The organism is Arenibacter algicola (assembly GCF_000733925.1).
Classification (GTDB): domain Bacteria; phylum Bacteroidota; class Bacteroidia; order Flavobacteriales; family Flavobacteriaceae; genus Arenibacter; species Arenibacter algicola.
Window position 1 is genome coordinate 538,984 of the sequence record NZ_JPOO01000003.1, and the last position, 21,042, is coordinate 560,025.

Genomic DNA, 21,042 nt, shown 5'->3' on the forward strand with positions numbered 1-21,042 from the left:
ATTTACTGTATTTTAATTGCGGTTCCTCTGGATTTTTTGGTGCTACCCACAACGTTATACTCAAATGTATACGAATTATCGCTAGTAGACAAAATCTTCATATGGATTGATTTCTCTTCGGCCATGTTCTTGGGATGGAGCTTCTTAACGATATACTCACAATCATTTATCCACCTAACGGAAGAGGTATCCACTTTCTCTTGAAAATAGTCCAATTCAATACTGTCGTTCCTAACAAATGTTGTAGTGAGTTCTTCACCGTTGATCTCTGCGGTAAAGGAAAATTTTCCATTTTTAAAATCGGAGCAGTTGCGTTCAGGCTGATAACAAGAGCACACTAGAAGCACAAGCAGCATTACTCCAAAAGTCATGTATTTAGTCATGCCACAAAATAAAGAAATTTGATGCTGAAATTACTAATAAAACTTATAATTCAACTTCCTTTTTCCGAATAGGATTTAAAACTTCCGTCAGAATAAAATATAATAATTTTATCTATGTCCCCATTCCGTGGCTTGGCGTCACGGGATACCTCACTGTTGACAACCACTTTCGACTCTGCCTGAACGTCAGTGGAGGCCTTGGCCTTCTTAGGAAAAGACCCCTTGCCAAACAACAACCAATAAAGATCAACATCCGGAAAAGAAGCAACAACCTTGAGTACAAATTCCAAACTGGGTTTGTTTCTGCCAGCTAAAAGATGGGAGATACTGGATCTTTGAACACCTATGGTATCCGCAAACACAGAAGCGGATAAATCATGGAACTTCAAAATTTGATCGATTCTATTTATAAAATCAGAAGTATTCACAATTGTAAACTTTATTTACAAAAGTAATCATTTCATGCCAAATTCTAAAGGCAATCACTTACCATTATGACAATATATATTAATTCAACACTTTAAATAACGATAGCATTTAAATTGATTGGTAGTTATATGTAATTTTACAATAGACAAAGCATATTTCACGGTAAATCGCCCAGATCCGCTTATAGAGGTGGAGTTATGAACCAATTATTATTGTTTACATTTGTAACATACATAGTTTACAAATGTAATTTATTTTGAAGTTACCTTTGTACGGTTCAAACAAAACCAGAGTCTTACGCATGCCGTTAAATTATAATGATATAAAGGAAGTAACGATAAAAGGCAGATACGTTACCCATAAGGACATTGACCCATTTCTAAATAATGTAGCCAAAGATTTTACAATCCAAACCGAGGGATTATCGGTGGAAGAACTGGCTATAAAAAGTATTGTTCTAGGTAAGGGGGAACTGAAAATTTTGATGTGGTCCCAAATGCACGGAAACGAATCCACTACTACAAAAGCTGTTTTGGATCTAATAAATTATTTAAAATTGGATTCAGATCTAGCCACTACCATTTTAAAAAACTGTACCCTTAAAATTGTTCCCATATTAAATCCGGATGGTGCCATGGCCTACACTAGGGTCAATGCCAACGGAGTGGATTTAAACCGGGATGCCCAGGATAGAACCCAGCCGGAAAGTATAGTGTTAAGAAGAATATATGAGGATTTTAAACCCAACTATTGTTTTAACCTACACGACCAACGCACTATTTTTAATGTAGGAAATACTCCGAAACCCGCAACGGTTTCTTTTTTGGCACCTGCCCATGACCCCGAACGCAGTATTTCCAAAACTAGGGGGATTAGCATGCAATTGATTGTAGCCATGAACCAAGAACTGCAAAAGTTTATTCCCGGTCAAGTGGGAAGATATGATGATGGGTTTAATAGTAATTGTGTTGGCGATACATTTCAAATGTTGAATATTCCTACCATATTATTTGAGTCGGGTCATTTTCCTGGAGATTACGACAGGGAAGTAACAAGGAAATATATTTTTACTGCCATGCTCAAGGCCATTGAGGTAATTTCAAAGGGAACCATTGACCAATATAATAGGGATTCCTATTTTGATATTCCTGACAACAACAAGTTATTTTTTGATGTTCTAATAAAGAATATCCACATTCTTGAACCCAAGCATGAGCAGGGCAGTAGTGCTGCTATCCAATTTGTAGAAACTTTAGTAAATGGGAAGATTGAATTCATAGGTAAATTGGAAGAAATAGGGAATTTACAAGGCAAATTTGGCCATAAAACGTATAATTGCTTATATGCTAAGGACTTAAAGGAACTTAAAAACAATCCCGACCTGGCGGACCTACTCCGCAATACTGGAATATTTTTTCAAAAAATCTAAAAAAGTTACGGTTTTCATAAAAAAATGATGTATTCATTACATTTAATTCTATAATTTATTATTTTTGCATTTAAATTAAACACTAATGGGTAAAGTAAAATTAGACGAAATAGACCACCAAATTCTGGACATGTTAATCGACAATACCAGAACACCATTTACCGATATAGCAAAAAAGCTTCTGATTTCCGCAGGAACTGTTCATGTTCGTGTAAAGAAAATGGAGGAAGCAGGCATTATCAAAGGATCATCCCTAACATTGGATTATGTTAAACTTGGATACGCCTTTATAGCCTATGTTGGTATCTTTTTGGAAAAAACGCATCAGACCAAGTTTGTGTTGGAGCGATTAAATCAAATTCCAAATGTTACTGTTGCCCATATTACTACAGGGAAATTCAATATTTTCTGTAAAATACGAGCCAAGGATACCAATCATGCCAAAAATATTATTTTTAAAATAGATGATATTGATGGTATAGATAGAACAGAGACCATGATTTCATTGGAAGAAAGCATCAACGACAAAAAACGTCTAATGCACACGATCTTCAACGAAATGTAATTGTTTTAGAAGACAAAAAATGTAATTAATCCCAAGCAGTTTTTGTTTGGGATTTATTGTTTTTAAGCAGGTTGGGATATAAAAGGCATATTTTGCCCAGAGCAATCTTTTAATATTTACAAAATGAAAAAATCCAATTTACCCAAAGAAGCGTACGATCAGTTTTATGGAACTTATTTATCCGTATTGGACGATAGCGAATTAAAGGTCTTATTGGTCAATGATAAAACTGGGTTTACCAAGTTTATTGAAAATATTCCAGAAGAAAAATTACATACTTCCTACGAACTAGGCAAGTGGACAATAGCGGAAGTAATTTTGCATATTATCGATGCTGAGCGCGTCTTTCAATATAGGGCCCTGCGGTTTTTACGAAATGACAAAACACCTTTGCCGGGTTTTGACCAGGACTTGTTTGTTAAACATTCCAATGCCAGTACCAGGGACAAGGAAAGTCTAATTGCAGAATTTAAAGCGGTAAGGGAGGCATCCATCACCCTTTTCCATAATTTGGACCATGAAGATCTTGCCCGTAGTGGAATAGCCAGTAATATTGAATGGACCGTGGGAACTCTGGGGTTTGTAATCTGTGGTCATCTAAAACACCATCAACAGATTATTACCTATAAATATCTGCAGGCTTAATCAAATTTGGATTCCTCTTCTTCGTGGTTTAATTCCAGCTCCATTTCACCTGAAGGAGATTCGAAAGTTTCGGATTCGGGCCGATTATCCAATTCCTTTTCTATATTATCCTCAAAATTTGAAATAAAATTGGCCAAACTTTTGCTGATCTTTACGAGATAAATGGTATCCTCTGTTTTAACTTCCACGGCTTCAATAATTTCTCCATGGACGTTCTTAAACATAATAATATCCTCATCGCCATAGCCATATGGATACATTTCTATTAGGCGTGCAGCCACTTCATGACTCAGTTTTTTGTAATCTACAAGTTTACGTAACATAGCAGGTGGTTTATTCCCAAAAAAATAAGGGCGGTTATTACACTACCTAAACTATATAATTTTATGAATCAACCCTATAAAGAGTTGTAAAAGCGGCAATTATAGTATATGTATCCTTTATTCCGCGTAGTAAACAAAAGCTTCTTCCAATAAATCCGGGGTTACTTTTATGTCTATCACCGGTTCACCTATTTTTTTTAATAAAACAAAATTGATATTACCATGAGAGTTTTTCTTATCAAATTTCAATAAGGTAAGAATGGTGTCGATATCCTTTGTTTCAAATTCTACCTTTTTGTACCTCCCAAGAAAGGTGGCCTTAATATCCTCCAAAGCACTCTTTCCAAGCCCTGTCAGCTTATAGGATAGATAACCTTCCAGTATCATTCCAACGGCAATGGCTTCGCCATGCAATAGTAGCTCGTGTTCTTTGCTTTCCAAGAAATAGGATTCTACGGCGTGTCCCAAGGTATGTCCGTAATTCAGGATCTTTCTTAGATGCTGTTCCGTGGGGTCCTGTTGTACCACTTCATTTTTTATGGCCACCGATCTAAGGATATATTCATCCAAATTATCAAAACCAGCAAGGCCTTTTAAGGTTTCCCAATAGGCGGCATCGCTAATAAGACCATGCTTAAGCATTTCGGCAAAACCACTGTTCAATTGTCTTTGATCCAAAGTATTCAGAAAGTCGGTATCCACCACCACTATTTGGGGTTGATTAATAACCCCTACCTGATTCTTTAAGGGACCAAGATCCACACCGGTTTTTCCCCCAACGGAGGCATCCACCATAGACAAGAGGGTAGTGGGTACATTTATAAATTCTATACCCCGTTTAAAACAGGAAGCCACAAAGCCTCCAAGATCTGTAACTACACCGCCACCAAGGTTTATCATTGCACTTTTTCGGTCCGCATCCAATTCGGACAAAACTTCCCAGACCTGTGTACAGGTGGCTATGTTTTTATTGATTTCTCCCTCTTCTATTTCAATAATCTCAAAATCATATTCCCCTTCAATTTTCGACATAAAAATTGGCAGACAGCAATTATGGGTATTTTCATCTACCAAAATAAATATTTTGGAATAATTGGATTTTGCCAAATGATTATTGAGGGCTACATAGGCCTTTTCATTAAAATGAACAGAGTAGGAGGGTGTCGTAATAGAATTCATTATTGATTTATTTACGGCAAAATAAACATTATTTTATATGATAGGAATATAAAATCTGTACTTATATTTGAATCCTTAATAAATTCATAGGAATGAAGGAAATTTTTGAGGATACGGCAACCGCATTTGCACTTAAAACCGACTCAGAATTAGAAAGGGCATATTTTTTATTCAAACTTATAGCCAACGAGCCCCTGGTTAAAATTGGCACTGCCGTAACCAACTTTGCCATAAAAGCGCACCTACCTGTGGAAAAACTTATCCGGGCCAGTGTTTTTGATCATTTCTGTGGCGGGGTAAACGAAGAAGAGTGTATGGTGGTGGCCGACAAAATGTTCGAAAAGGGGGTAAGCACTATTTTGGATTATTCCGTGGAAGGACAGGAAGTTGAGAATCAGCTGGACTCCTGCTACGAAAAAGCCTTGAAAACCTTAGATTTTGTTAAAGAAAATTCAGCTATACCTTTCATAGTCTTCAAACCAACCGGTTTTGGACGTTTTAAACTTTATCAAAAGATAACGGAAGGCCACAGCCTTAACAAAGATGAAAAAGAAGAATGGCAACGCGTTGTAAATAGGTATGACAAGGTCTGTAAAAAAGCCCATGATCTGGAAGTTTCTATTTTGATAGACGGGGAGGAAAGCTGGATGCAAGGAGCAGCAGATGAACTGGCGGAAACAATGATGCGGAAATACAACCAAAAGAAGGCTATTGTTTTCAACACCCTACAAACCTATAGGTGGGACCGCCTTGATTATATAAAAAGACTTCATAAGGATGCCCTAGAAAACAATTATTTTATAGGGATGAAAGTAGTCCGTGGGGCCTATATGGAAAAAGAAAATGACAGGGCCGAGGAAAAAGGTTATCCATCCCCGATCTGTGAATCCAAAAAAGCAACCGATGAAAATTTTGATAATGTGGTAGCCTATATGGTGAAAAATTTGGACACCATGTCCCTTTTCGCGGGAACCCATAACGAGATAAGTAGCTACCGGTTGATGGAACAAATGGAGGCCAGTAATATTGAACACAACGACCCTAGAATTTGGTTTGGACAACTATATGGAATGAGTGACCATATATCCTTCAATCTAGCGAAAGAAGGATATAATGTAGCCAAATACCTGCCTTTTGGACCGGTGAAGGACGTAATGCCCTATTTAATACGACGGGCGGAGGAAAATACCTCGGTAGCGGGCCAAACCAGCCGGGAACTCACCTTATTGAAAAAAGAACGGAAGCGAAGAAAAATCTAAAAAGCAACACTTTCTATGACGGCCTTTTCGGAACAGTTTTTCACTTTCAAGATCGCCGATTTATCCTTCACCATACCCTCAATATAATAAGTTTTGCAAGGTTTGGTCTTGGTTTCACTCATACCAAAATCTACATCACCATTGTATAAAAAACCGTTTATATCGGTACTGTCCAAATCCTTTTGTTGGATTAATTGAACAATGGCGTCCGAATAGGAAATTTGCTTGGACCTGATATCCTTTAAGGTCCTACAATTTGGGAAATAGCAGAATTCGGTACCGGTTTCCTGCGATTTTTTCTTTAGAAAAATCGTCAAAAAAACCAAGCCAATAGATAATCCAAAAATAAAGAAGCCCAAACGCTTTAAAAATGCCATAAATTAAAAAATAAGAAAATTAATATCGCTGTATGAGAGGTCGAACCACTCTCCAACAGATTTATTGGTCAGGATACCATGGTATAGATATAGACCATTGCGCAGGCCCTTATCAAATCGCAATGCATTTTCAAAACCACCATCTTCCCCAATCTTTAGCAAATAAGGAGTAAAAATATTACTAATGGAAATAGAAGCTGTTTTTGGATATCTCGAAGGAATATTGGGTACTCCGTAATGCAAAACGCCATTCTTAACTTTTATAGGTTTGTCATGGGTTGTTACCTCACTGGATTCAAAACACCCTCCCATATCGATACTCACGTCGATAATTACTGCCCCTTTCTTCATTTGCTCCATCATAGTAGTACTTACTACAACAGGTGACCGATCTTTGCCCCGGGTAGCGCCAATGGCCACATCGCAACGCTTTAATGCCTTCAATAAATTTTTAGGTTGAATGGTAGAGGTATAAACAGTCTGTCTTAAATTGGTCTGGATACTCCGTAATTTAGTAATGGAATTGTCAAAAACCTTTACATTGGCACCCAGCCCTATGGCCGATCTGGCAGCAAATTCACCTACAGTGCCCGCTCCTATAATCACAACCTCCACTGGTGGGACACCACTAATGTTTCCAAACATAAGGCCATTACCTTTGTTGGTGGCAGCCATAATTTCAGAAGCGATCAATACCGAAGATATCCCCGCTATTTCACTCAATGAGCGTACCGCCGGATATTTACCATCATCATCCCTAATATATTCAAATGCAATTGCAGTAATCCTTTTTTTGGCCAGTTCCTCAAAATACTTTTTACTTTGGGTCTTGATCTGCAGGGCTGAAATGATGGTCGATTGTGGGTTGATCAACTGGATCTCCTGTAAGGTAGCAGGCTCAACCTTTAGAATTATTGGACAGGCAAAAACTTTCTTGGTATCCCTAGTTATTTCGCCCCCGGCATTGGTATAATCCACATCGGAATAATTGGCACCATCTCCAGCTCCGGATTCAATTAGAATCCTGTGCCCATTGGCCGTAATTGCATTTACGGCGTCAGGGGTAAGACAAATTCTCTTTTCCTGGTATTGGTTTTCCTTTGGAATCCCAATAAAAAGCTCTCCTTTTTGTCTTAGGATTTCCAAAGTTTCTTCTTGGGGCAGTAATTGCTGCTTGCTAAACGGTGAGGAATGTTGGCTCATATGCTGTAAATCTGTCAGATAAATTCCGATATGTATCGAAACTATCCAAAATCAAAATTACGATAATTTTTCTTTTGCCATTTCGTCTTTTTGAAGTCGCTCTTTTTCTTTAAGTTCTTTTTCCTTGTATGCCTTTAATTCCCGGTCCATTGCCTCCAAATCGATGCCAAGAACATGTTTATCGAACAGCTTTAAGCGAATAAAATAAACAAATGGTATTACCACTATCATAATTGGCAACAACCAAAATATTTCTACCTCATCTATAAACCGATCTTCATAAATTAAAGAAACAACCTGAAAGACGTACATGGCTATCGGAATCAACAACACGTGATACCACCAATGTTTACAGGTAAAGAACCATAATACCAAGAGCACCAAGGGCACAAATTTGGCCATAAACAGCCACATAACGGTAATTATACTTAACTGATATTTACTTTCATAAGTATAAAAATAAAGGTCCAATGTACTTCCGGAAGGGAAGAACTTGTAAGAATAAAATATTAAGGGCGTCAAGGCAATGATTACCGCTACAATACTTCCAATTAGAAGACTTCTCGACTTCTTTGTTTTGTTGCTTTGGTCGACTTTGCGGAACGTTTTGAACATATTGGTCAAGTGGGTAATTGTTTTACTCTAATTATAACAAAAAAAATGGGCTTCTAGTATACAGAAGCCCATCTAAATATGAAAAGAATGCCTTAACCGTTCTTAGGCACTTTTACCTTTAAAATATCTATACCGTTCGCCGGCACCTTAATTTTTAATATGTCGATATTTTGTTCGTATAATGAATCGTCTTCTGCAGTGCTGTTAGGGGTACAGGAAAAACTCAATAATGAAATACATGCCGCAAGTGCAAAGCCTAGTAGGGAAGTTTTTTTAATCTTCATGGTTTTTAAATTTTAGGTTCGATAAAGGGTTTAATTTAAAAACAAAAATAGAAAAATATTTTACCCATCCCGCCGAACATCGATTAATTCATGTATTTTGTCTAAAAAAATTGTCAGTTGAAAAAATTTCATTTAACATATTCCGTATTCCTATAATAGAAATCATAAAGCAATTAAAGTTATAAAATTGATAGTTGCCTAGTTTTTTCATCCAGAATTTCAATCTTAATGTTAGTTGCTGTCTGCGGAAGTAAACCTTCAATTTTTTCCGGCCATTCCATAAATATCCATGCATCGGCACTCAGATACTCTTCCAACCCAAGATCCCAAGCCTCCGATTCGTCATTTAAACGGTAGAAATCAAAATGATACCCCAACAGCTCCCCATTCTCCCTATGATATTCGTTTACGATACCAAAAGTGGGACTGCTAGTAGATCCCGCACCATTCAATTCTTTCACCAAGGCTTTGATCAACGTAGTCTTACCGGCCCCCATTTCCCCATAAAAGCAGAGCGTTTTTGAAGGAAACTTGGTAATCAATTGTTGGGCAACATCAGATATTTGGGAAATGTTATAGGAAATTGTCATTTTAAAATATTAAAATTTGCGCAAGATAAATCCTATTCCCCATTTATTAAAATAGAAGTTTTATTTGCGTCATTGAAACTACGATCACCTTGGTTCCAAAACTACAAAGGGAATTATCATTTCTTCCATAGACACCCCTCCGTGCTGATAGGTATTCCTATAATAACTCACATAGTGGTTGTAATTGTTGGGATAGGCAAAGAACAGATCGTTTTTAGCAAATATGTACGAACTGCTAACGTTTATATTGGGCAAAAATATTTTCTTTGGATCTTTTGCTTCCAATACATCCTTTTCTTCATAGGTTAGGCTCCGACCTGTTTTGTACCGGAGATTAAGACTCGTTTCCTTATCACCGATTACCTTGGAAGGCTGCTTAACATTAATAGTGCCGTGGTCCGTAGTAACAATCAACTTTAATCCCAACCCTTGTGCCTGTTGAATAATTTCCAGTAAGGGGGAGTTCTTAAACCAACTCTGCGTTAGGGAACGGTAGGCCTTATCATTAGCGGCCAACTCCTTAACAACATCCATTTCCGTTTTGGAATGCGAGAGCATGTCCACAAAGTTGTAAACTATCACCGTAAGGTCATTGTCCTTTTGGGATCTAAAATTTTGGGAAAGGTGCTTCCCTTGTTTTAAGCTGCTAATTTTATGGTATTCCCACTTCAGTTCCAGCCCCAATCGTTTTAACTGTGCTTCTAGGAACTCCGCTTCAAAAAGATTCTTGCCCCCTTCCTCTGTATCATTTCTCCACCATTGCGGATATTTTTTCTCCATATCCAATGGCGTAAGTCCCGAGAAAACTGCATTCCTTGCATATTGGGTAGCCGTAGGCAAAATACTGAAATAGGGCAGTTCCTTACGTTTTCTATAGAAAGAATTTAAAGTATCTTCAAAAGCCATCCACTGATCATATCTCAAATTGTCTATGACCACCAATAATGTTTTGTTGTCCTTCAATTCCGGTTTAACCAATTGCCCAAAGAGGGTGTGGGACATAATGGGACCATCTTTATCGGTAAACCAACTTTCGTAATTTTTTTCGACAAATTTTCCGAACTGTTGATTCGCCTCCGTTTTTTGGGACTCCAATATTTCGAACATTCCTGAATCTTCAATTTCCTCCAATCTCAATTCCCACGAAATAAGTTTTTTATATAGTTCCGCCCATTCCTCATAACTGTTTACCATAGCCAATTCCATGGCAATTTTCCGAAATTCCTGCTGATAGTTGGCGGTGGTCTTTTCCGAGACCAAGCGGGAATGGTCCAAGTTCTTTTTTAGGGACAAAAGAATTTGATTGGGATTTACCGGTTTAATTAAATAATCCGCTATTTTGGAACCAATTGCCTCCTCCATAATCAATTCCTCCTCACTTTTGGTTATCATAACCACAGGAAGCGAATTATTGATCACCTTTATTTCATTCAATGTTTCCAAGCCGGAAATGCCGGGCATGTTTTCATCCAAAAAAACAATATCTACATGTGTTTCCTTTAATTCATCCAAAGCCTCCCGACCACTTAGACATGTAATAACTTTATAATTCTTGCCCTCTAAAAATAAGATGTGCGGTTTTAATAAATCTATTTCATCATCTACCCAAAGTATTGTTATCTTGTTCATTTAGTCCTTATATTTGCCTGCGTAAAGAATTCTGGTTTTGATAAAATCAAATAAGCTCAAAATTTTCAATGATCCAATTTACGGATTTATCGGAATACCCAATGCACTAATCTTTAATCTAATTGCTGAACCCTATTTTCAGCGCTTAAGGAGAATCTCCCAAATGGGGCTATCCTATCTAGTTTATCCAGGTGCCCACCATACCCGTTTCCACCATGCTTTGGGAAGCATGCACCTAATGCAACAGGCCATTCAAGTCCTGCGTTTTAAGTCGGTAGAAATTACAACAGAAGAGGAGGAAGGACTCCTTTGTGCCATATTATTACATGATATTGGACACGGCCCTTTTTCGCATGCCATGGAGCACAGTATTGTGGAGGGGGTAAATCATGAACATATATCCTTATTGTTCATGGAAGCCCTCAATCACAAATACAAAGGAAAATTAAGCACGGCCATTGACATCTTTAAAGGGCAATATCCTAAGAAATTTTTAAACCAATTGGTCTCCAGCCAACTCGATATGGACAGGATGGATTATTTAAAAAGGGATAGTTTTTACACTGGCGTTGCGGAAGGCAATATTAATTCCGAAAGGCTACTTACCATGTTGAATGTTCTAAATGGCGAGTTGGTGATAGAGGAGAAGGGGATATATTCGGTTGAAAAATTCCTAATGGCAAGACGCTTTATGTATTGGCAGGTTTATTTGCACAAAACCGGATTGGTAGCAGAACAGCTTTTGATAAAAATATTACAAAGGGCCAAGGAATTGTTGGCAAAAGGGGAAAATGTTCAATTTAATGGCGCCCTCAAGTTCTTTATGGAAAACAAAATTCCGAAAGAGGAATTTTCCCAGGATAAGTTGGAATTGTTTGCCCAATTGGATGATGTAGATATTTTGTGGGCCATTAAAAGTTGGCAGGATCATGACGATTTTGTATTGTCAAAACTCTGTAAAATGATCATTAATCGCAGGCTTTTACATGTAAAACTGAAGAACAAGCCTATTAATGAAGATAAACTGAACAGGCATTTTTTAAGTTTTAAAAACGAGCATCAATTAACGGATGAGGAAACGGCCTATTTTGTGTTTTCAGGGGAGATTAAAAACCAGGCGTATAACTCCAAAAGTCAGAATATAAACATTCTACGTAGTAATGGCAGAATTACGGATGTAGCCAAGGCCTCCGATCAACAATATTTGAAAACGCTTTCAAAGACGGTTACCAAATATTATATGTGCTATCCTAAAGTTTCCGTTTAACTATTTTTCTTACTTTTGTCCCCATGATATTTACAGCAAGTCAAATCGCGGGTATTTTGGAAGGGGATGTAGAGGGCAATCCAGAGATAGCTGTACATAAATTGGCGAAGATAGAAGAAGGTGAAAAAGGAGCACTTACGTTTCTGGCCAACCCAAAATACACTTCGTTCATTTATACTACAAAAGCATCTGTAACCATTGTAAATAGAGACTTTGTTCCAGATCATCATTTAGAAACCACCTTGATAAAAGTGGATGATGCCTACAAGTCCTTTTCCAAACTTTTGGAATATTACAATCAGGTCAAAAATAATAAAATTGGCATTGAGGAACCTGTTTTTAGAGCAGATACCGCTACCCATGGCAAGGATTTTTATTTAGGGGCTTTTTCCTATTTGGGCAATAACGTGAAGATTGGGGACAATGTAAAAATATATCCCAACGTCTATATAGGAGACAATGTTTCCATAGGCAATAATGTGGTCATCTTTGCCGGGGCCAAAATATACTCCGAAACCCTTATTGGCAACAATTGTGTGGTGCATAGCGGAGTTGTTTTGGGAGCCGATGGCTTTGGATTTGCTCCTTCTGAAAATGGAGAATATATAACTGTTCCACAGACAGGAAACGTTATTCTTGAAGACAATGTAGATATAGGGGCGGGTACCACCATTGATCGTGCCACCTTGGGCTCAACCATTCTGAGGAAAGGGGTAAAATTGGACAATCAAATTCAGATAGCCCACAATGTAGAAATTGGGGAACATACCGTAATCGCTGCGCAGACCGGGATAGCCGGATCCACTAAAATTGGAAAGTACTGCAAAATAGGGGGACAAGTAGGTATTGTTGGTCATATTATAATAGGGGACAGGGTGAAAATACAGGCCCAGTCCGGTATTGGAAGAAATGTTAAGGATGATGAAATATTGCAGGGCTCCCCAGCATTAAATTATGGGGATTACAATAAATCCTATGTACATTTTAAAAATCTGCCCAAAATAGTAAATAGATTAGAACACATTGAAAAAAAGGATTGACGGTGAGTAATACAACTACAAAACAACGGACAATTGCAAAGGAAATTACACTTAAGGGTGTAGGATTGCACACAGGGGAAAATGTAACATTGAAGTTTGTTCCTGCCCCTGAAAATTTTGGTTATGCTTTTAAGCGTGTGGATCTGGAAGGTGAACCCATCATAGAAGCTGACGCCAATTATGTAGTAAATACCCAACGGGGTACCAATCTGGAAAAACGTGGGGTTAAGATTCAAACCTCGGAGCATGTCTTGGCCGCTTTGGTAGGATTGGAAATAGACAATGTCCTTATAGAATTGAATGCGCCCGAACCCCCTATAATGGACGGGTCTTCCAAATATTTCGTAGCGGCACTTGAAGAAGCAGGAATAGTTGAGCAGAATGCCTTGCGTGATGAGTTTGTAGTAAAGGACGTTATATCGTACAAAGATGAGGAAACTGGTAGTGAAATCACTATTATACCGTCGGATACCTACCAGATTACTACCATGGTAGATTTTGGCACCAAAGTACTCGGTACCCAAAATGCCACTTTGGAAAGTTTAAGCGAATTTAAGTCGGAAATAGCGGACGCCAGAACTTTTAGCTTTTTACACGAACTAGAAATGTTGTTGGAAAACGGCTTGATAAAAGGTGGCGATTTAAATAACGCTATTGTCTATGTAGACAAAGAGATTTCTGATTCAACCATGAAAAAGCTGGAAAAGGCTTTTAACAAGAAAAAATTATCGGTAAAGCCCAACGGGATATTGGACAACTTAACATTGCACCAACCCAATGAAGCTGCCAGACATAAGCTGTTGGATGTTATTGGAGATCTTGCCTTGACAGGAACAAGGATTAGAGGGAAGGTAATTGCCAATAAGCCCGGACATTTTGTGAACACACAGTTCGCCAAAAAATTGTCCAAAATCATTAAAATGGAAAAGAGGAACCACGTACCACAATATGATCTGAACAAACCCCCTTTGATGGACATCCATCAAATTATGGACATGTTGCCACACAGACCTCCCTTCCTTCTAATAGACAGAATATTGGAACTATCCGACGAACACGTGGTAGGAATGAAGAATGTGACCATGAACGAACCATTTTTTGTAGGTCACTTCCCCGGAGCTCCTGTTATGCCTGGGGTACTTCAGGTTGAAGCGATGGCGCAAACCGGAGGCATATTGGTCCTGAGCACCGTTCCAGATCCCGAAAATTACCTTACGCTGTTCATGAAGATCGATAATGTAAAGTTTAAGCAAAAGGTACTTCCCGGAGACACCTTAATTTTCCATTGTAGTTTAATTACTCCCATAAGACGAGGTATATGTCACATGCAGGCCTATGCCTATGCCAATGGTAAATTGGTATGCGAAGCTGAAATGATGGCTCAAATAGTTAAAAAGAAATAAAATATAGGATGAATCAACCACTGGCTTACATTCACCCTGGAGCTAAAATTTCCAAAAATGTTGTAGTAGAACCGTTTACAACTATTCATAATAACGTAGTAATTGGGGATGGCACTTGGATAGGTTCCAATGTGACCATAATGGAAGGGGCACGAATTGGAAAAAACTGTAATATTTTTCCTGGTGCCGTCATTTCTGCACCACCCCAGGACCTAAAGTATGAAGGGGAAGACACCACGGTCATAATCGGCAACAACACCACTATTAGGGAATGTGCTACCATACATAAGGGCACATTGGATAGGATGAAAACGGTAATTGGCGATAATTGTCTTATAATGGCCTATTGCCATGTTGCGCATGATTGTCTGGTAGGCAACAATTGCATTTTCTCCAATAATTCCACCTTGGCCGGACACGTAACCATTGGGGATAATGTAATATTGGCCGGCTTGGTAGCCGTACACCAATTTGTATCCATTGGTCGCCACGCCTTTGTAACGGGTGGTTCCTTGGTAAGAAAGGATGTACCTCCTTTTGTTAAAGCGGCACGGGAACCTTTATCTTACGTGGGTATCAATTCGGTAGGCTTAAGAAGAAGAAACTTCGATTCCGATAAAATCCGCGAGATTCAGAATATTTATCGAATACTATATCAAAAAAATTATAACAATACCCAGGCTGTTCAAATTATAGAAGCAGAAATGGAGGCTACTCCGGAAAGGGATGAAATTTTACAATTTATAAGGGATTCCCAAAGAGGAATCATGAAAGGTTATTTCAGTACTAATTAGAATTTTATGGCATCAACATCAGATATTAGAAAAGGATTGTGCATTAGGTACAATAACGACATTTACAAAATAATTGAATTTCTACATGTAAAACCGGGAAAGGGTCCGGCTTTCGTAAGGACCAAGCTAAAAAGTGTAAGTACCGGCAAAGTATTGGACAATACATTTTCCGGAGGTTCAAAAATTGAGGATGTGCGCGTAGAAACCCGCTCTTATCAGTTTTTATACGCCGAGGGCGAGAACTACCACTTTATGAATACGGACGACTACAACCAAATTACGCTTCAAGAAAGCTCTTTGGATGCACCAAATTTATTAAAGGAGGGCGAAGTAGTAACCATTCTTTTCAACACAGAGGATAGCATGCCACTTTCTGTAGATATGCCGGCAAGTGTTATTTTGGAGGTTACCTATGCTGAACCTGGAGTTAAGGGCAATACGGCGACCAATGCAACCAAACCCGCCAAGGTTGAAACAGGGGCAACAGTGAATGTTCCTTTGTTTATCAATGAGGGCGATAAAATAAAAATTGATACGGAAAAAGGCGCTTATATGGAGCGTGTAAAGGAATAATACAATTTACAATACGCTTTTTGCTGCTTAATGGCATAAGAACCCTATTATGAAATTTCCAACTCCTTATACGCTTAATCAGATTGCGACTATAATCAAGGCCGAATATGTAGGCCAAGATGATTTTCCTGTTTTGGGCATGAACGAAATCCATGTTGTGGAACATGGCGATATCGTTTTTGTAGATCATCCCAAATACTACGATAAAGCCCTAAGCTGTGCAGCTTCCATTGTTTTAATCAATAAAAAAGTGGACTGCCCAGAGGGAAAGGCTCTATTGATCTCCGATGATCCATTTAGGGATTTCAACATCCTCACTCTATTTTTTAAGCCTTTTTTAAAGGCCCAAAACAACATTTCCAGCTCGGCCAAGATAGGTAGGGACACGATTGTTCAACCCAATTGCTTTATTGGGAACAATGTAGTGATAGGGGACAACTGCCTTATTCATTCCAACGTATCCATTTACGACAATTGTGTAATAGGAAACAATGTTACTATTCATTCGGGTTCGGTATTGGGGTCGGACGCCTTTTATTATAAAAAAAGACCTGAAGGATATGACAAATTGATCTCTGGCGGAAGGGTAATTATTGAGGACAACGTGGACATAGGTGCTCTTTGCACTATAGACAAAGGTGTTACAGGTGATACCACTATAAAAAAAGGCACCAAGTTGGACAACCAAGTGCAAGTAGGCCATGATACAGTAATTGGGGAGAAATGCCTAATAGCCTCCCAAACCGGTATTGCCGGCTGTGTAATCATCGAAGATGAAGTTACCTTATGGGGACAGGTTGGCGTAACAAGTGCTGCTACCATTGGAAAAAATGCAATGGTTAGTGCACAATCCGGCGTTTCAAAATCTCTCAAGGGAGGAAAAAAATATTTTGGTAGCCCAGCGGAGGAGATGAGGGAAAAATTGAAAGAACTGGCCTATGTTAAGCAAATCCCTTTTATCCTTAAAAAATTAGAAAAATAAATATGCAGGATAATAGTTTAGAATTCCTTTTCAAAACTTTATTTTTGCAAGAATCAATTAAACCAAATATATAATGAGCGTTTTAGTAAATAAAGATTCCAAAATTATTGTTCAAGGTTTTACAGGTAGTGAAGGTACTTTTCATGCCGAACAGATGATCGAATACGGCACCAATGTGGTTGGTGGGGTAACACCGGGGAAAGGTGGACAAGAGCATTTGGGAAAGCCTGTATTCAATACAGTTGAAGAAGCCGTTCAAAAAGTTGGGGCCGATACCACTATCATCTTTGTGCCACCAGCTTTTGCTGCAGATGCAATTATGGAAGCTGCTAGCGCTGGAATTAAAGTAATAATTACAATTACAGAAGGTATTCCCGTAGCCGATATGGTGAAGGTATATGATTATATTAAGCATATGGACTGCCGATTGGTAGGTCCAAACTGTCCTGGAGTTATTACTCCAGGCGAAGCCAAAGTAGGTATTATGCCAGGCTTCGTATTTAAAAAGGGAACTGTAGGAATTGTTTCCAAATCAGGAACTTTAACCTATGAGGCCGCAGATCAGGTAGTACGCCAAGGTCTTGGGATTACCACTGCCATTGGAATTGGTGGGGATCCAATAATTGGCACAACTACAAAGGAAGCTGTGGAGTTATTGATCAATGATCCGGAAACCACATGTGTGGTTATGATCGGTGAAATAGGTGGACAGTTGGAAGCCGATGCCGCCCAATGGTATAAGGCAAGTGGAAGCAAGAAACCGATCGTTGGGTTTATTGCGGGTGAAACAGCTCCAGCAGGAAGAACTATGGGGCATGCCGGTGCTATTGTGGGTGGTAGTGATGATACGGCCCAAGCCAAAAAGAGAATTATGAGGGAATGTGGAATACACGTTGTTGATTCCCCAGCCGAAATTGGTTTAAAAGTAAAACAAGTATTGGGATAACCCCCATTCAATATATTTAATTCCGTTTATACTGTGCCGATTAACTCGGAATTTTCAGGATAAGCGGGATTTTTTTTGCCTCGAATTACCAGGACCTTAAAATTTTATTCCAGCATTTAGGGTAAAAATTTTAAAACAGCTAAAACATAACTTATATTTGATTATCAACTAAGAAACTAAAGACAGATGAAGTTACTAGAAGGAAAAAATGTAATAATCACCGGAGCAAGTAGGGGAATTGGAACCGGAATAGCGCAAGTTTTTGCAAAGCACGGCGCCAATGTTGCCTTTACATACAGTTCAAGTGAAGCCCCGGCTTTGGCCTTGGAAAAAGAGTTGAGTGCCTATGGTGTAAAAGCTAAGGCATATAAAAGCAATGCGGCCAGTTTTGAGGATTCAGAAAAATTGGTATCGCAAGTATTGGAAGATTTTGGAGGTGTTATAGATGTTCTGATCAACAATGCCGGTATTACCAAAGACAATCTCTTGATGAGGATGGGCGAAGATGATTTTGATTCTGTTATAGAAATAAATTTAAAATCGGTTTTTAATATGACAAAGGCCGTTCAGCGAACCATGCTCAAACAAAGAAAAGGCTCCATAATAAATATGAGCAGCGTAGTAGGGGTAAAAGGTAATGCGGGCCAGGCAAACTATGCCGCGTCCAAAGCTGGAATGATTGGGTTTACCAAATCTATTGCCTTGGAACTTGGTTCTAGAAATATAAGATGTAATGCTATTGCACCAGGCTTTATTGAAACAGAAATGACAGATAAGTTGGATGCCAAGGTAGTACAGGGATGGAGAGATGGAATTCCATTAAAAAGAGGAGGTCAACCCGAAGATGTTGCCAATGCCTGTCTGTTTTTAGCTTCGGACCTCTCTGCCTATATCACAGGACAAGTTTTAAATGTGGATGGCGGAATGCTCACCTAGGTATAATTTTTGGCCAGAAAGGCCTTGAACTAGCTGTAGAAATACTATTTCCAGGTTACTGCATGGCACCGTGCTGAACAAGCGCAATGCTGTATACCAAGTTCTCAAGTATCTAGTTCACAGCAATAATTCCAACGACCTTAAATAATGCAAATACAAACAGTACTTTTTATATTGCTCGCGGCCATTGTGGCATTGGCACTCGTACTGTTTCAATATTACTATAAAAACAAAAGGAAGGGAAAGCTCCAGATAATCCTTTCCTTTTTGCGTTTTTTGGCCATATTCGGAACCCTATTGCTTATTATAAATCCAAAATTCACTAAGAACGAATACACTCTGGAAAAGACCAATTTGGTGCTACTGGTAGACAATTCATCTTCTATGACGTCTGAGGATAAGGCCAAAGTAATTTCCGACCTTTCTTCATTGAAGAATAAAATGGAGTCATCATCCGAAAGTTTCAATATACTCAATTACAGATTTGGAGCGGAACTATCCAATTCCGATAGCCTTGGTTTCACAGAAAAAAGCACCAATATTTCTAAGGCCTTGGCTGGTTTAAACGAAATATTCACCGGCACCAACACCGCGGTAGTACTGTTTACCGATGGTAATCAGACCATAGGGGAAGATTATGAATTTTATGGGAAACGTAAAAAATTCCCTATTTACCCTGTAGTTTTGGGCGATACCACCAAATATGATGATATATCAATAAGCCAAATAAATGCCAATAGATATGCCTTTTTAAAGAACAAATTCCCCCTGGAAGTATTTATTTCTTATGATGGCAAGGAAGAAGTCCCTTCGGAATTACAAGTTTTTGTGGACGACAAATTGGTTTATAAGGAAAAAATTTCGTTATCCAATATTTCCAACGCCAAGATTGTCAATACGCAGATAGAAGCCAGTACGGTGGGAATTAAAAATATTAAGGTAATTGTTCCTCCATTGCCAAATGAAAAAAATACGGCAAACAATGAAAAATTATTGGCCTTGGAAGTATTGGACGAAAAAACAAATGTAGCCATCATTTCCACTGTCCAGCACCCGGACATTGGAGCTCTAAAGAAAGCTATTGAGAGCAACGAGCAAAGATTGGTGTCAATCTATAGGCCTGACACCGACTTGAGCAAATTGCAGGAGGTTGACGTTTATATACTTTATCAGCCCGATGCCTCCTTTGACAAGGTGTACAAACAAATGCAATTGCGAAAATCCAATTCCTTTACCATTTTGGGCACTTATACCGACCTGAATTTTATAAACAGAATTCAAAACAACTACCTAGTTGAAACAGGTTATCCTGTGCAGGAATTCTTTGCAAGCCCCAATGCCGCATTTTCGAAATTCGATATTTCAGAATTCTCCGTGGAAGGTTTCCCGCCCCTTGTATCGGATGCGGGGCCAGTGAATGTTTTGGGCATTGGAGAACCCTTGTTAAAAGTCCGTATCAAAGGGGTGGACATGGACCAACCCTTATTGACCACTGCAGAAGAAGACACGGCAAAACATGCCATATTGGTTGGGGAAAATATATGGAAATGGAGGGTTCAAAATTACCGGAACGATCAAACATTTAAGGATTTTGATGCTTTTCTAGGAAAACTGATCCTTTACCTTTCGACCTCCAAAGGCAAAAATAGATTTGTATTGGATTATAGTTCCATTTACAATAACAGCAGCGAAACCAAAATAAAGGCTACTTATTTTGACGAGGCTTTTGTCTTTGATTCCAATGCGTCTATCAACATTAAAGTGGAGAGTAAATCCACCAATACTTCCGTAGAGGTTCCAATGTTGTTAAAAGACGGATACTATGAGGCGGACCTAAGCAATTTACCCCCGGGAAAATATGATTTTGTTGCTACTGTAACCAAAGGGAACCTGAGCAGGTCTGGAAGCTTTTCCATCTTGGATTTTGATGCAGAAAAACAATTCTCTTCCAGCAATTATGCAAAACTGAATCGTCTGGCAATGAATACAGGAGGAAAACTTTACTTTCCGGATCAAATGGACTCCTTGGTCAAGGCATTGGAAACCGATCCTAAGTTTGTACCTGTTCAAAAAAGCAAACAAAATGTCGTACCTTTAATCGATTTTAAATTTCTTTTGGGTATTATCATTGCGGCCTTATCGTTGGAATGGTTTATCAGAAAGTATAACGGATTAACTTAATAAATAAACT

23 protein-coding genes are annotated in these 21,042 nt (G+C 38.6%); 13 read left to right on the top strand and 10 right to left on the bottom strand.

Going from position 1 to position 21,042, the window contains the following annotated elements:
• Positions 1 to 2 precede the first annotated feature (2 nt).
• Complete coding sequence (locus U735_RS0112495) at positions 3 to 383, bottom strand: hypothetical protein (RefSeq protein WP_031444142.1); 381 nt, start codon at positions 381 to 383, stop codon at positions 3 to 5.
• Positions 384 to 433: 50 nt separating this feature from the next.
• Positions 434 to 811, bottom strand: coding sequence for a helix-turn-helix transcriptional regulator (locus U735_RS0112500; protein WP_316933017.1), 378 nt, complete (start codon positions 809 to 811; stop codon positions 434 to 436).
• A 302-nt stretch (positions 812 to 1,113) separates the two neighbouring features.
• Between U735_RS0112500 and U735_RS0112505 the strand changes: the two genes are divergently transcribed.
• The 3 genes from U735_RS0112505 to U735_RS0112515 all read left to right on the top strand — a co-directional run bounded on the left by U735_RS0112505 (position 1,114) and on the right by U735_RS0112515 (position 3,451).
• Positions 1,114 to 2,241 (top strand): M14 family metallopeptidase, encoded by a 1,128-nt coding sequence (locus U735_RS0112505; protein WP_031444144.1) that lies wholly within the window; start codon positions 1,114 to 1,116, stop codon positions 2,239 to 2,241.
• An 85-nt stretch (positions 2,242 to 2,326) separates the two neighbouring features.
• Entirely contained in the window at positions 2,327 to 2,806 is a 480-nt protein-coding gene (locus U735_RS0112510) for an Lrp/AsnC family transcriptional regulator (RefSeq protein ID WP_031444145.1), read from the top strand.
• Positions 2,807 to 2,929: 123 nt separating this feature from the next.
• Positions 2,930 to 3,451 carry a DinB family protein gene (locus tag U735_RS0112515; RefSeq protein WP_031444146.1) on the top strand — a complete coding sequence of 174 codons (522 nt, stop codon included), beginning with the start codon at positions 2,930 to 2,932 and terminating at the stop codon, positions 3,449 to 3,451.
• On the opposite strand, the gene U735_RS0112520 is transcribed toward U735_RS0112515, so the two are convergent.
• On the bottom strand, positions 3,448 to 3,774 hold the full coding sequence (locus U735_RS0112520; protein ID WP_031444147.1) for a hypothetical protein: 327 nt from the start codon (positions 3,772 to 3,774) through the stop codon (positions 3,448 to 3,450). The genes U735_RS0112515 and U735_RS0112520 overlap by 4 nt on opposite strands.
• 117 nt (positions 3,775 to 3,891) lie before the next feature.
• A complete protein-coding gene (gene aroB / locus U735_RS0112525; protein ID WP_031444148.1) occupies positions 3,892 to 4,953 on the bottom strand; it encodes a 3-dehydroquinate synthase in 1,062 nt (353 codons plus the stop codon).
• 92 nt (positions 4,954 to 5,045) lie between these two features.
• Between aroB and U735_RS0112530 the strand changes: the two genes are divergently transcribed.
• A complete protein-coding gene (locus tag U735_RS0112530; protein ID WP_031444149.1) occupies positions 5,046 to 6,212 on the top strand; it encodes a proline dehydrogenase family protein in 1,167 nt (388 codons plus the stop codon).
• On the opposite strand, the gene U735_RS0112535 is transcribed toward U735_RS0112530, so the two are convergent.
• The 6 genes from U735_RS0112535 to porX all read right to left on the bottom strand — a co-directional run bounded on the left by U735_RS0112535 (position 6,209) and on the right by porX (position 10,910).
• On the bottom strand, positions 6,209 to 6,589 hold the full coding sequence (locus U735_RS0112535) for a DUF4258 domain-containing protein (protein ID WP_031444150.1): 381 nt from the start codon (positions 6,587 to 6,589) through the stop codon (positions 6,209 to 6,211). The two genes, U735_RS0112530 and U735_RS0112535, sit on opposite strands and share 4 nt — an antisense overlap.
• A gap of 3 nt (positions 6,590 to 6,592) precedes the next feature.
• The gene (locus U735_RS0112540) at positions 6,593 to 7,792 is read right to left on the bottom strand and encodes an alanine dehydrogenase (RefSeq protein WP_031444151.1); all 1,200 of its coding nucleotides are present in this window, start codon (positions 7,790 to 7,792) and stop codon (positions 6,593 to 6,595) included.
• 57 nt (positions 7,793 to 7,849) lie between these two features.
• A complete protein-coding gene (locus U735_RS0112545) occupies positions 7,850 to 8,407 on the bottom strand; it encodes a hypothetical protein (protein WP_034248469.1) in 558 nt (185 codons plus the stop codon).
• A gap of 92 nt (positions 8,408 to 8,499) precedes the next feature.
• Positions 8,500 to 8,691, bottom strand: coding sequence for a hypothetical protein (locus tag U735_RS0112550; protein WP_031444153.1), 192 nt, complete (start codon positions 8,689 to 8,691; stop codon positions 8,500 to 8,502).
• A gap of 179 nt (positions 8,692 to 8,870) precedes the next feature.
• Complete coding sequence (gene tsaE / locus U735_RS0112555) at positions 8,871 to 9,281, bottom strand: tRNA (adenosine(37)-N6)-threonylcarbamoyltransferase complex ATPase subunit type 1 TsaE (protein ID WP_031444154.1); 411 nt, start codon at positions 9,279 to 9,281, stop codon at positions 8,871 to 8,873.
• 84 nt (positions 9,282 to 9,365) lie between these two features.
• Positions 9,366 to 10,910 (bottom strand): T9SS response regulator signal transducer PorX, encoded by a 1,545-nt coding sequence (porX, locus tag U735_RS0112560; RefSeq protein WP_031444155.1) that lies wholly within the window; start codon positions 10,908 to 10,910, stop codon positions 9,366 to 9,368.
• A gap of 37 nt (positions 10,911 to 10,947) precedes the next feature.
• On the opposite strand from porX, the gene U735_RS0112565 reads away from it, so the two are divergent.
• From U735_RS0112565 to U735_RS0112605, 9 genes are all read left to right on the top strand, one after another.
• Complete coding sequence (locus U735_RS0112565; RefSeq protein ID WP_031444156.1) at positions 10,948 to 12,177, top strand: HD domain-containing protein; 1,230 nt, start codon at positions 10,948 to 10,950, stop codon at positions 12,175 to 12,177.
• 23 nt (positions 12,178 to 12,200) lie between these two features.
• The gene (lpxD, locus tag U735_RS0112570; RefSeq protein WP_031444157.1) at positions 12,201 to 13,217 is read left to right on the top strand and encodes a UDP-3-O-(3-hydroxymyristoyl)glucosamine N-acyltransferase; all 1,017 of its coding nucleotides are present in this window, start codon (positions 12,201 to 12,203) and stop codon (positions 13,215 to 13,217) included.
• A gap of 2 nt (positions 13,218 to 13,219) precedes the next feature.
• Entirely contained in the window at positions 13,220 to 14,620 is a 1,401-nt protein-coding gene (locus tag U735_RS0112575) for a bifunctional UDP-3-O-[3-hydroxymyristoyl] N-acetylglucosamine deacetylase/3-hydroxyacyl-ACP dehydratase (protein WP_031444158.1), read from the top strand.
• 8 nt (positions 14,621 to 14,628) lie between these two features.
• Positions 14,629 to 15,414: an acyl-ACP--UDP-N-acetylglucosamine O-acyltransferase gene (gene lpxA / locus U735_RS0112580; RefSeq protein WP_031444159.1), complete on the top strand. Its 786-nt coding sequence runs from the start codon at positions 14,629 to 14,631 to the stop codon at positions 15,412 to 15,414.
• Positions 15,415 to 15,420: 6 nt separating this feature from the next.
• On the top strand, positions 15,421 to 15,987 hold the full coding sequence (gene efp, locus U735_RS0112585) for an elongation factor P (RefSeq protein WP_031444160.1): 567 nt from the start codon (positions 15,421 to 15,423) through the stop codon (positions 15,985 to 15,987).
• Between the two features lie 49 nt (positions 15,988 to 16,036).
• A complete protein-coding gene (locus U735_RS0112590) occupies positions 16,037 to 16,969 on the top strand; it encodes a UDP-3-O-(3-hydroxymyristoyl)glucosamine N-acyltransferase (protein ID WP_031444161.1) in 933 nt (310 codons plus the stop codon).
• 73 nt (positions 16,970 to 17,042) lie between these two features.
• On the top strand, positions 17,043 to 17,915 hold the full coding sequence (sucD, locus tag U735_RS0112595) for a succinate--CoA ligase subunit alpha (RefSeq protein WP_031444162.1): 873 nt from the start codon (positions 17,043 to 17,045) through the stop codon (positions 17,913 to 17,915).
• A gap of 186 nt (positions 17,916 to 18,101) precedes the next feature.
• Complete coding sequence (gene fabG, locus U735_RS0112600; RefSeq protein ID WP_031444163.1) at positions 18,102 to 18,851, top strand: 3-oxoacyl-[acyl-carrier-protein] reductase; 750 nt, start codon at positions 18,102 to 18,104, stop codon at positions 18,849 to 18,851.
• Between the two features lie 147 nt (positions 18,852 to 18,998).
• Complete coding sequence (locus tag U735_RS0112605) at positions 18,999 to 21,032, top strand: vWA domain-containing protein (protein WP_031444164.1); 2,034 nt, start codon at positions 18,999 to 19,001, stop codon at positions 21,030 to 21,032.
• Positions 21,033 to 21,042: the final 10 nt, after the last annotated feature.

What these genes read in the sequence shown, in the direction of transcription:
- U735_RS0112495 (WP_031444142.1), bottom strand. Translation starts at nt 383, where the DNA reads ATGACTAAATACATGACTTTTGGAGTAATGCTGCTTGTGCTTCTAGTG.
- U735_RS0112505 (WP_031444144.1), top strand. Translation starts at nt 1,114, where the DNA reads ATGCCGTTAAATTATAATGATATAAAGGAAGTAACGATAAAAGGCAGA.
- U735_RS0112510 (WP_031444145.1), top strand. Translation starts at nt 2,327, where the DNA reads ATGGGTAAAGTAAAATTAGACGAAATAGACCACCAAATTCTGGACATG.
- U735_RS0112515 (WP_031444146.1), top strand. Translation starts at nt 2,930, where the DNA reads ATGAAAAAATCCAATTTACCCAAAGAAGCGTACGATCAGTTTTATGGA.
- U735_RS0112520 (WP_031444147.1), bottom strand. Translation starts at nt 3,774, where the DNA reads ATGTTACGTAAACTTGTAGATTACAAAAAACTGAGTCATGAAGTGGCT.
- aroB (WP_031444148.1), bottom strand. Translation starts at nt 4,953, where the DNA reads ATGAATTCTATTACGACACCCTCCTACTCTGTTCATTTTAATGAAAAG.
- U735_RS0112530 (WP_031444149.1), top strand. Translation starts at nt 5,046, where the DNA reads ATGAAGGAAATTTTTGAGGATACGGCAACCGCATTTGCACTTAAAACC.
- U735_RS0112535 (WP_031444150.1), bottom strand. Translation starts at nt 6,589, where the DNA reads ATGGCATTTTTAAAGCGTTTGGGCTTCTTTATTTTTGGATTATCTATT.
- U735_RS0112540 (WP_031444151.1), bottom strand. Translation starts at nt 7,792, where the DNA reads ATGAGCCAACATTCCTCACCGTTTAGCAAGCAGCAATTACTGCCCCAA.
- U735_RS0112545 (WP_034248469.1), bottom strand. Translation starts at nt 8,407, where the DNA reads ATGTTCAAAACGTTCCGCAAAGTCGACCAAAGCAACAAAACAAAGAAG.
- U735_RS0112550 (WP_031444153.1), bottom strand. Translation starts at nt 8,691, where the DNA reads ATGAAGATTAAAAAAACTTCCCTACTAGGCTTTGCACTTGCGGCATGT.
- tsaE (WP_031444154.1), bottom strand. Translation starts at nt 9,281, where the DNA reads ATGACAATTTCCTATAACATTTCCCAAATATCTGATGTTGCCCAACAA.
- porX (WP_031444155.1), bottom strand. Translation starts at nt 10,910, where the DNA reads ATGAACAAGATAACAATACTTTGGGTAGATGATGAAATAGATTTATTA.
- lpxD (WP_031444157.1), top strand. Translation starts at nt 12,201, where the DNA reads ATGATATTTACAGCAAGTCAAATCGCGGGTATTTTGGAAGGGGATGTA.
- lpxA (WP_031444159.1), top strand. Translation starts at nt 14,629, where the DNA reads ATGAATCAACCACTGGCTTACATTCACCCTGGAGCTAAAATTTCCAAA.
- efp (WP_031444160.1), top strand. Translation starts at nt 15,421, where the DNA reads ATGGCATCAACATCAGATATTAGAAAAGGATTGTGCATTAGGTACAAT.
- U735_RS0112590 (WP_031444161.1), top strand. Translation starts at nt 16,037, where the DNA reads ATGAAATTTCCAACTCCTTATACGCTTAATCAGATTGCGACTATAATC.
- sucD (WP_031444162.1), top strand. Translation starts at nt 17,043, where the DNA reads ATGAGCGTTTTAGTAAATAAAGATTCCAAAATTATTGTTCAAGGTTTT.
- fabG (WP_031444163.1), top strand. Translation starts at nt 18,102, where the DNA reads ATGAAGTTACTAGAAGGAAAAAATGTAATAATCACCGGAGCAAGTAGG.
- U735_RS0112605 (WP_031444164.1), top strand. Translation starts at nt 18,999, where the DNA reads ATGCAAATACAAACAGTACTTTTTATATTGCTCGCGGCCATTGTGGCA.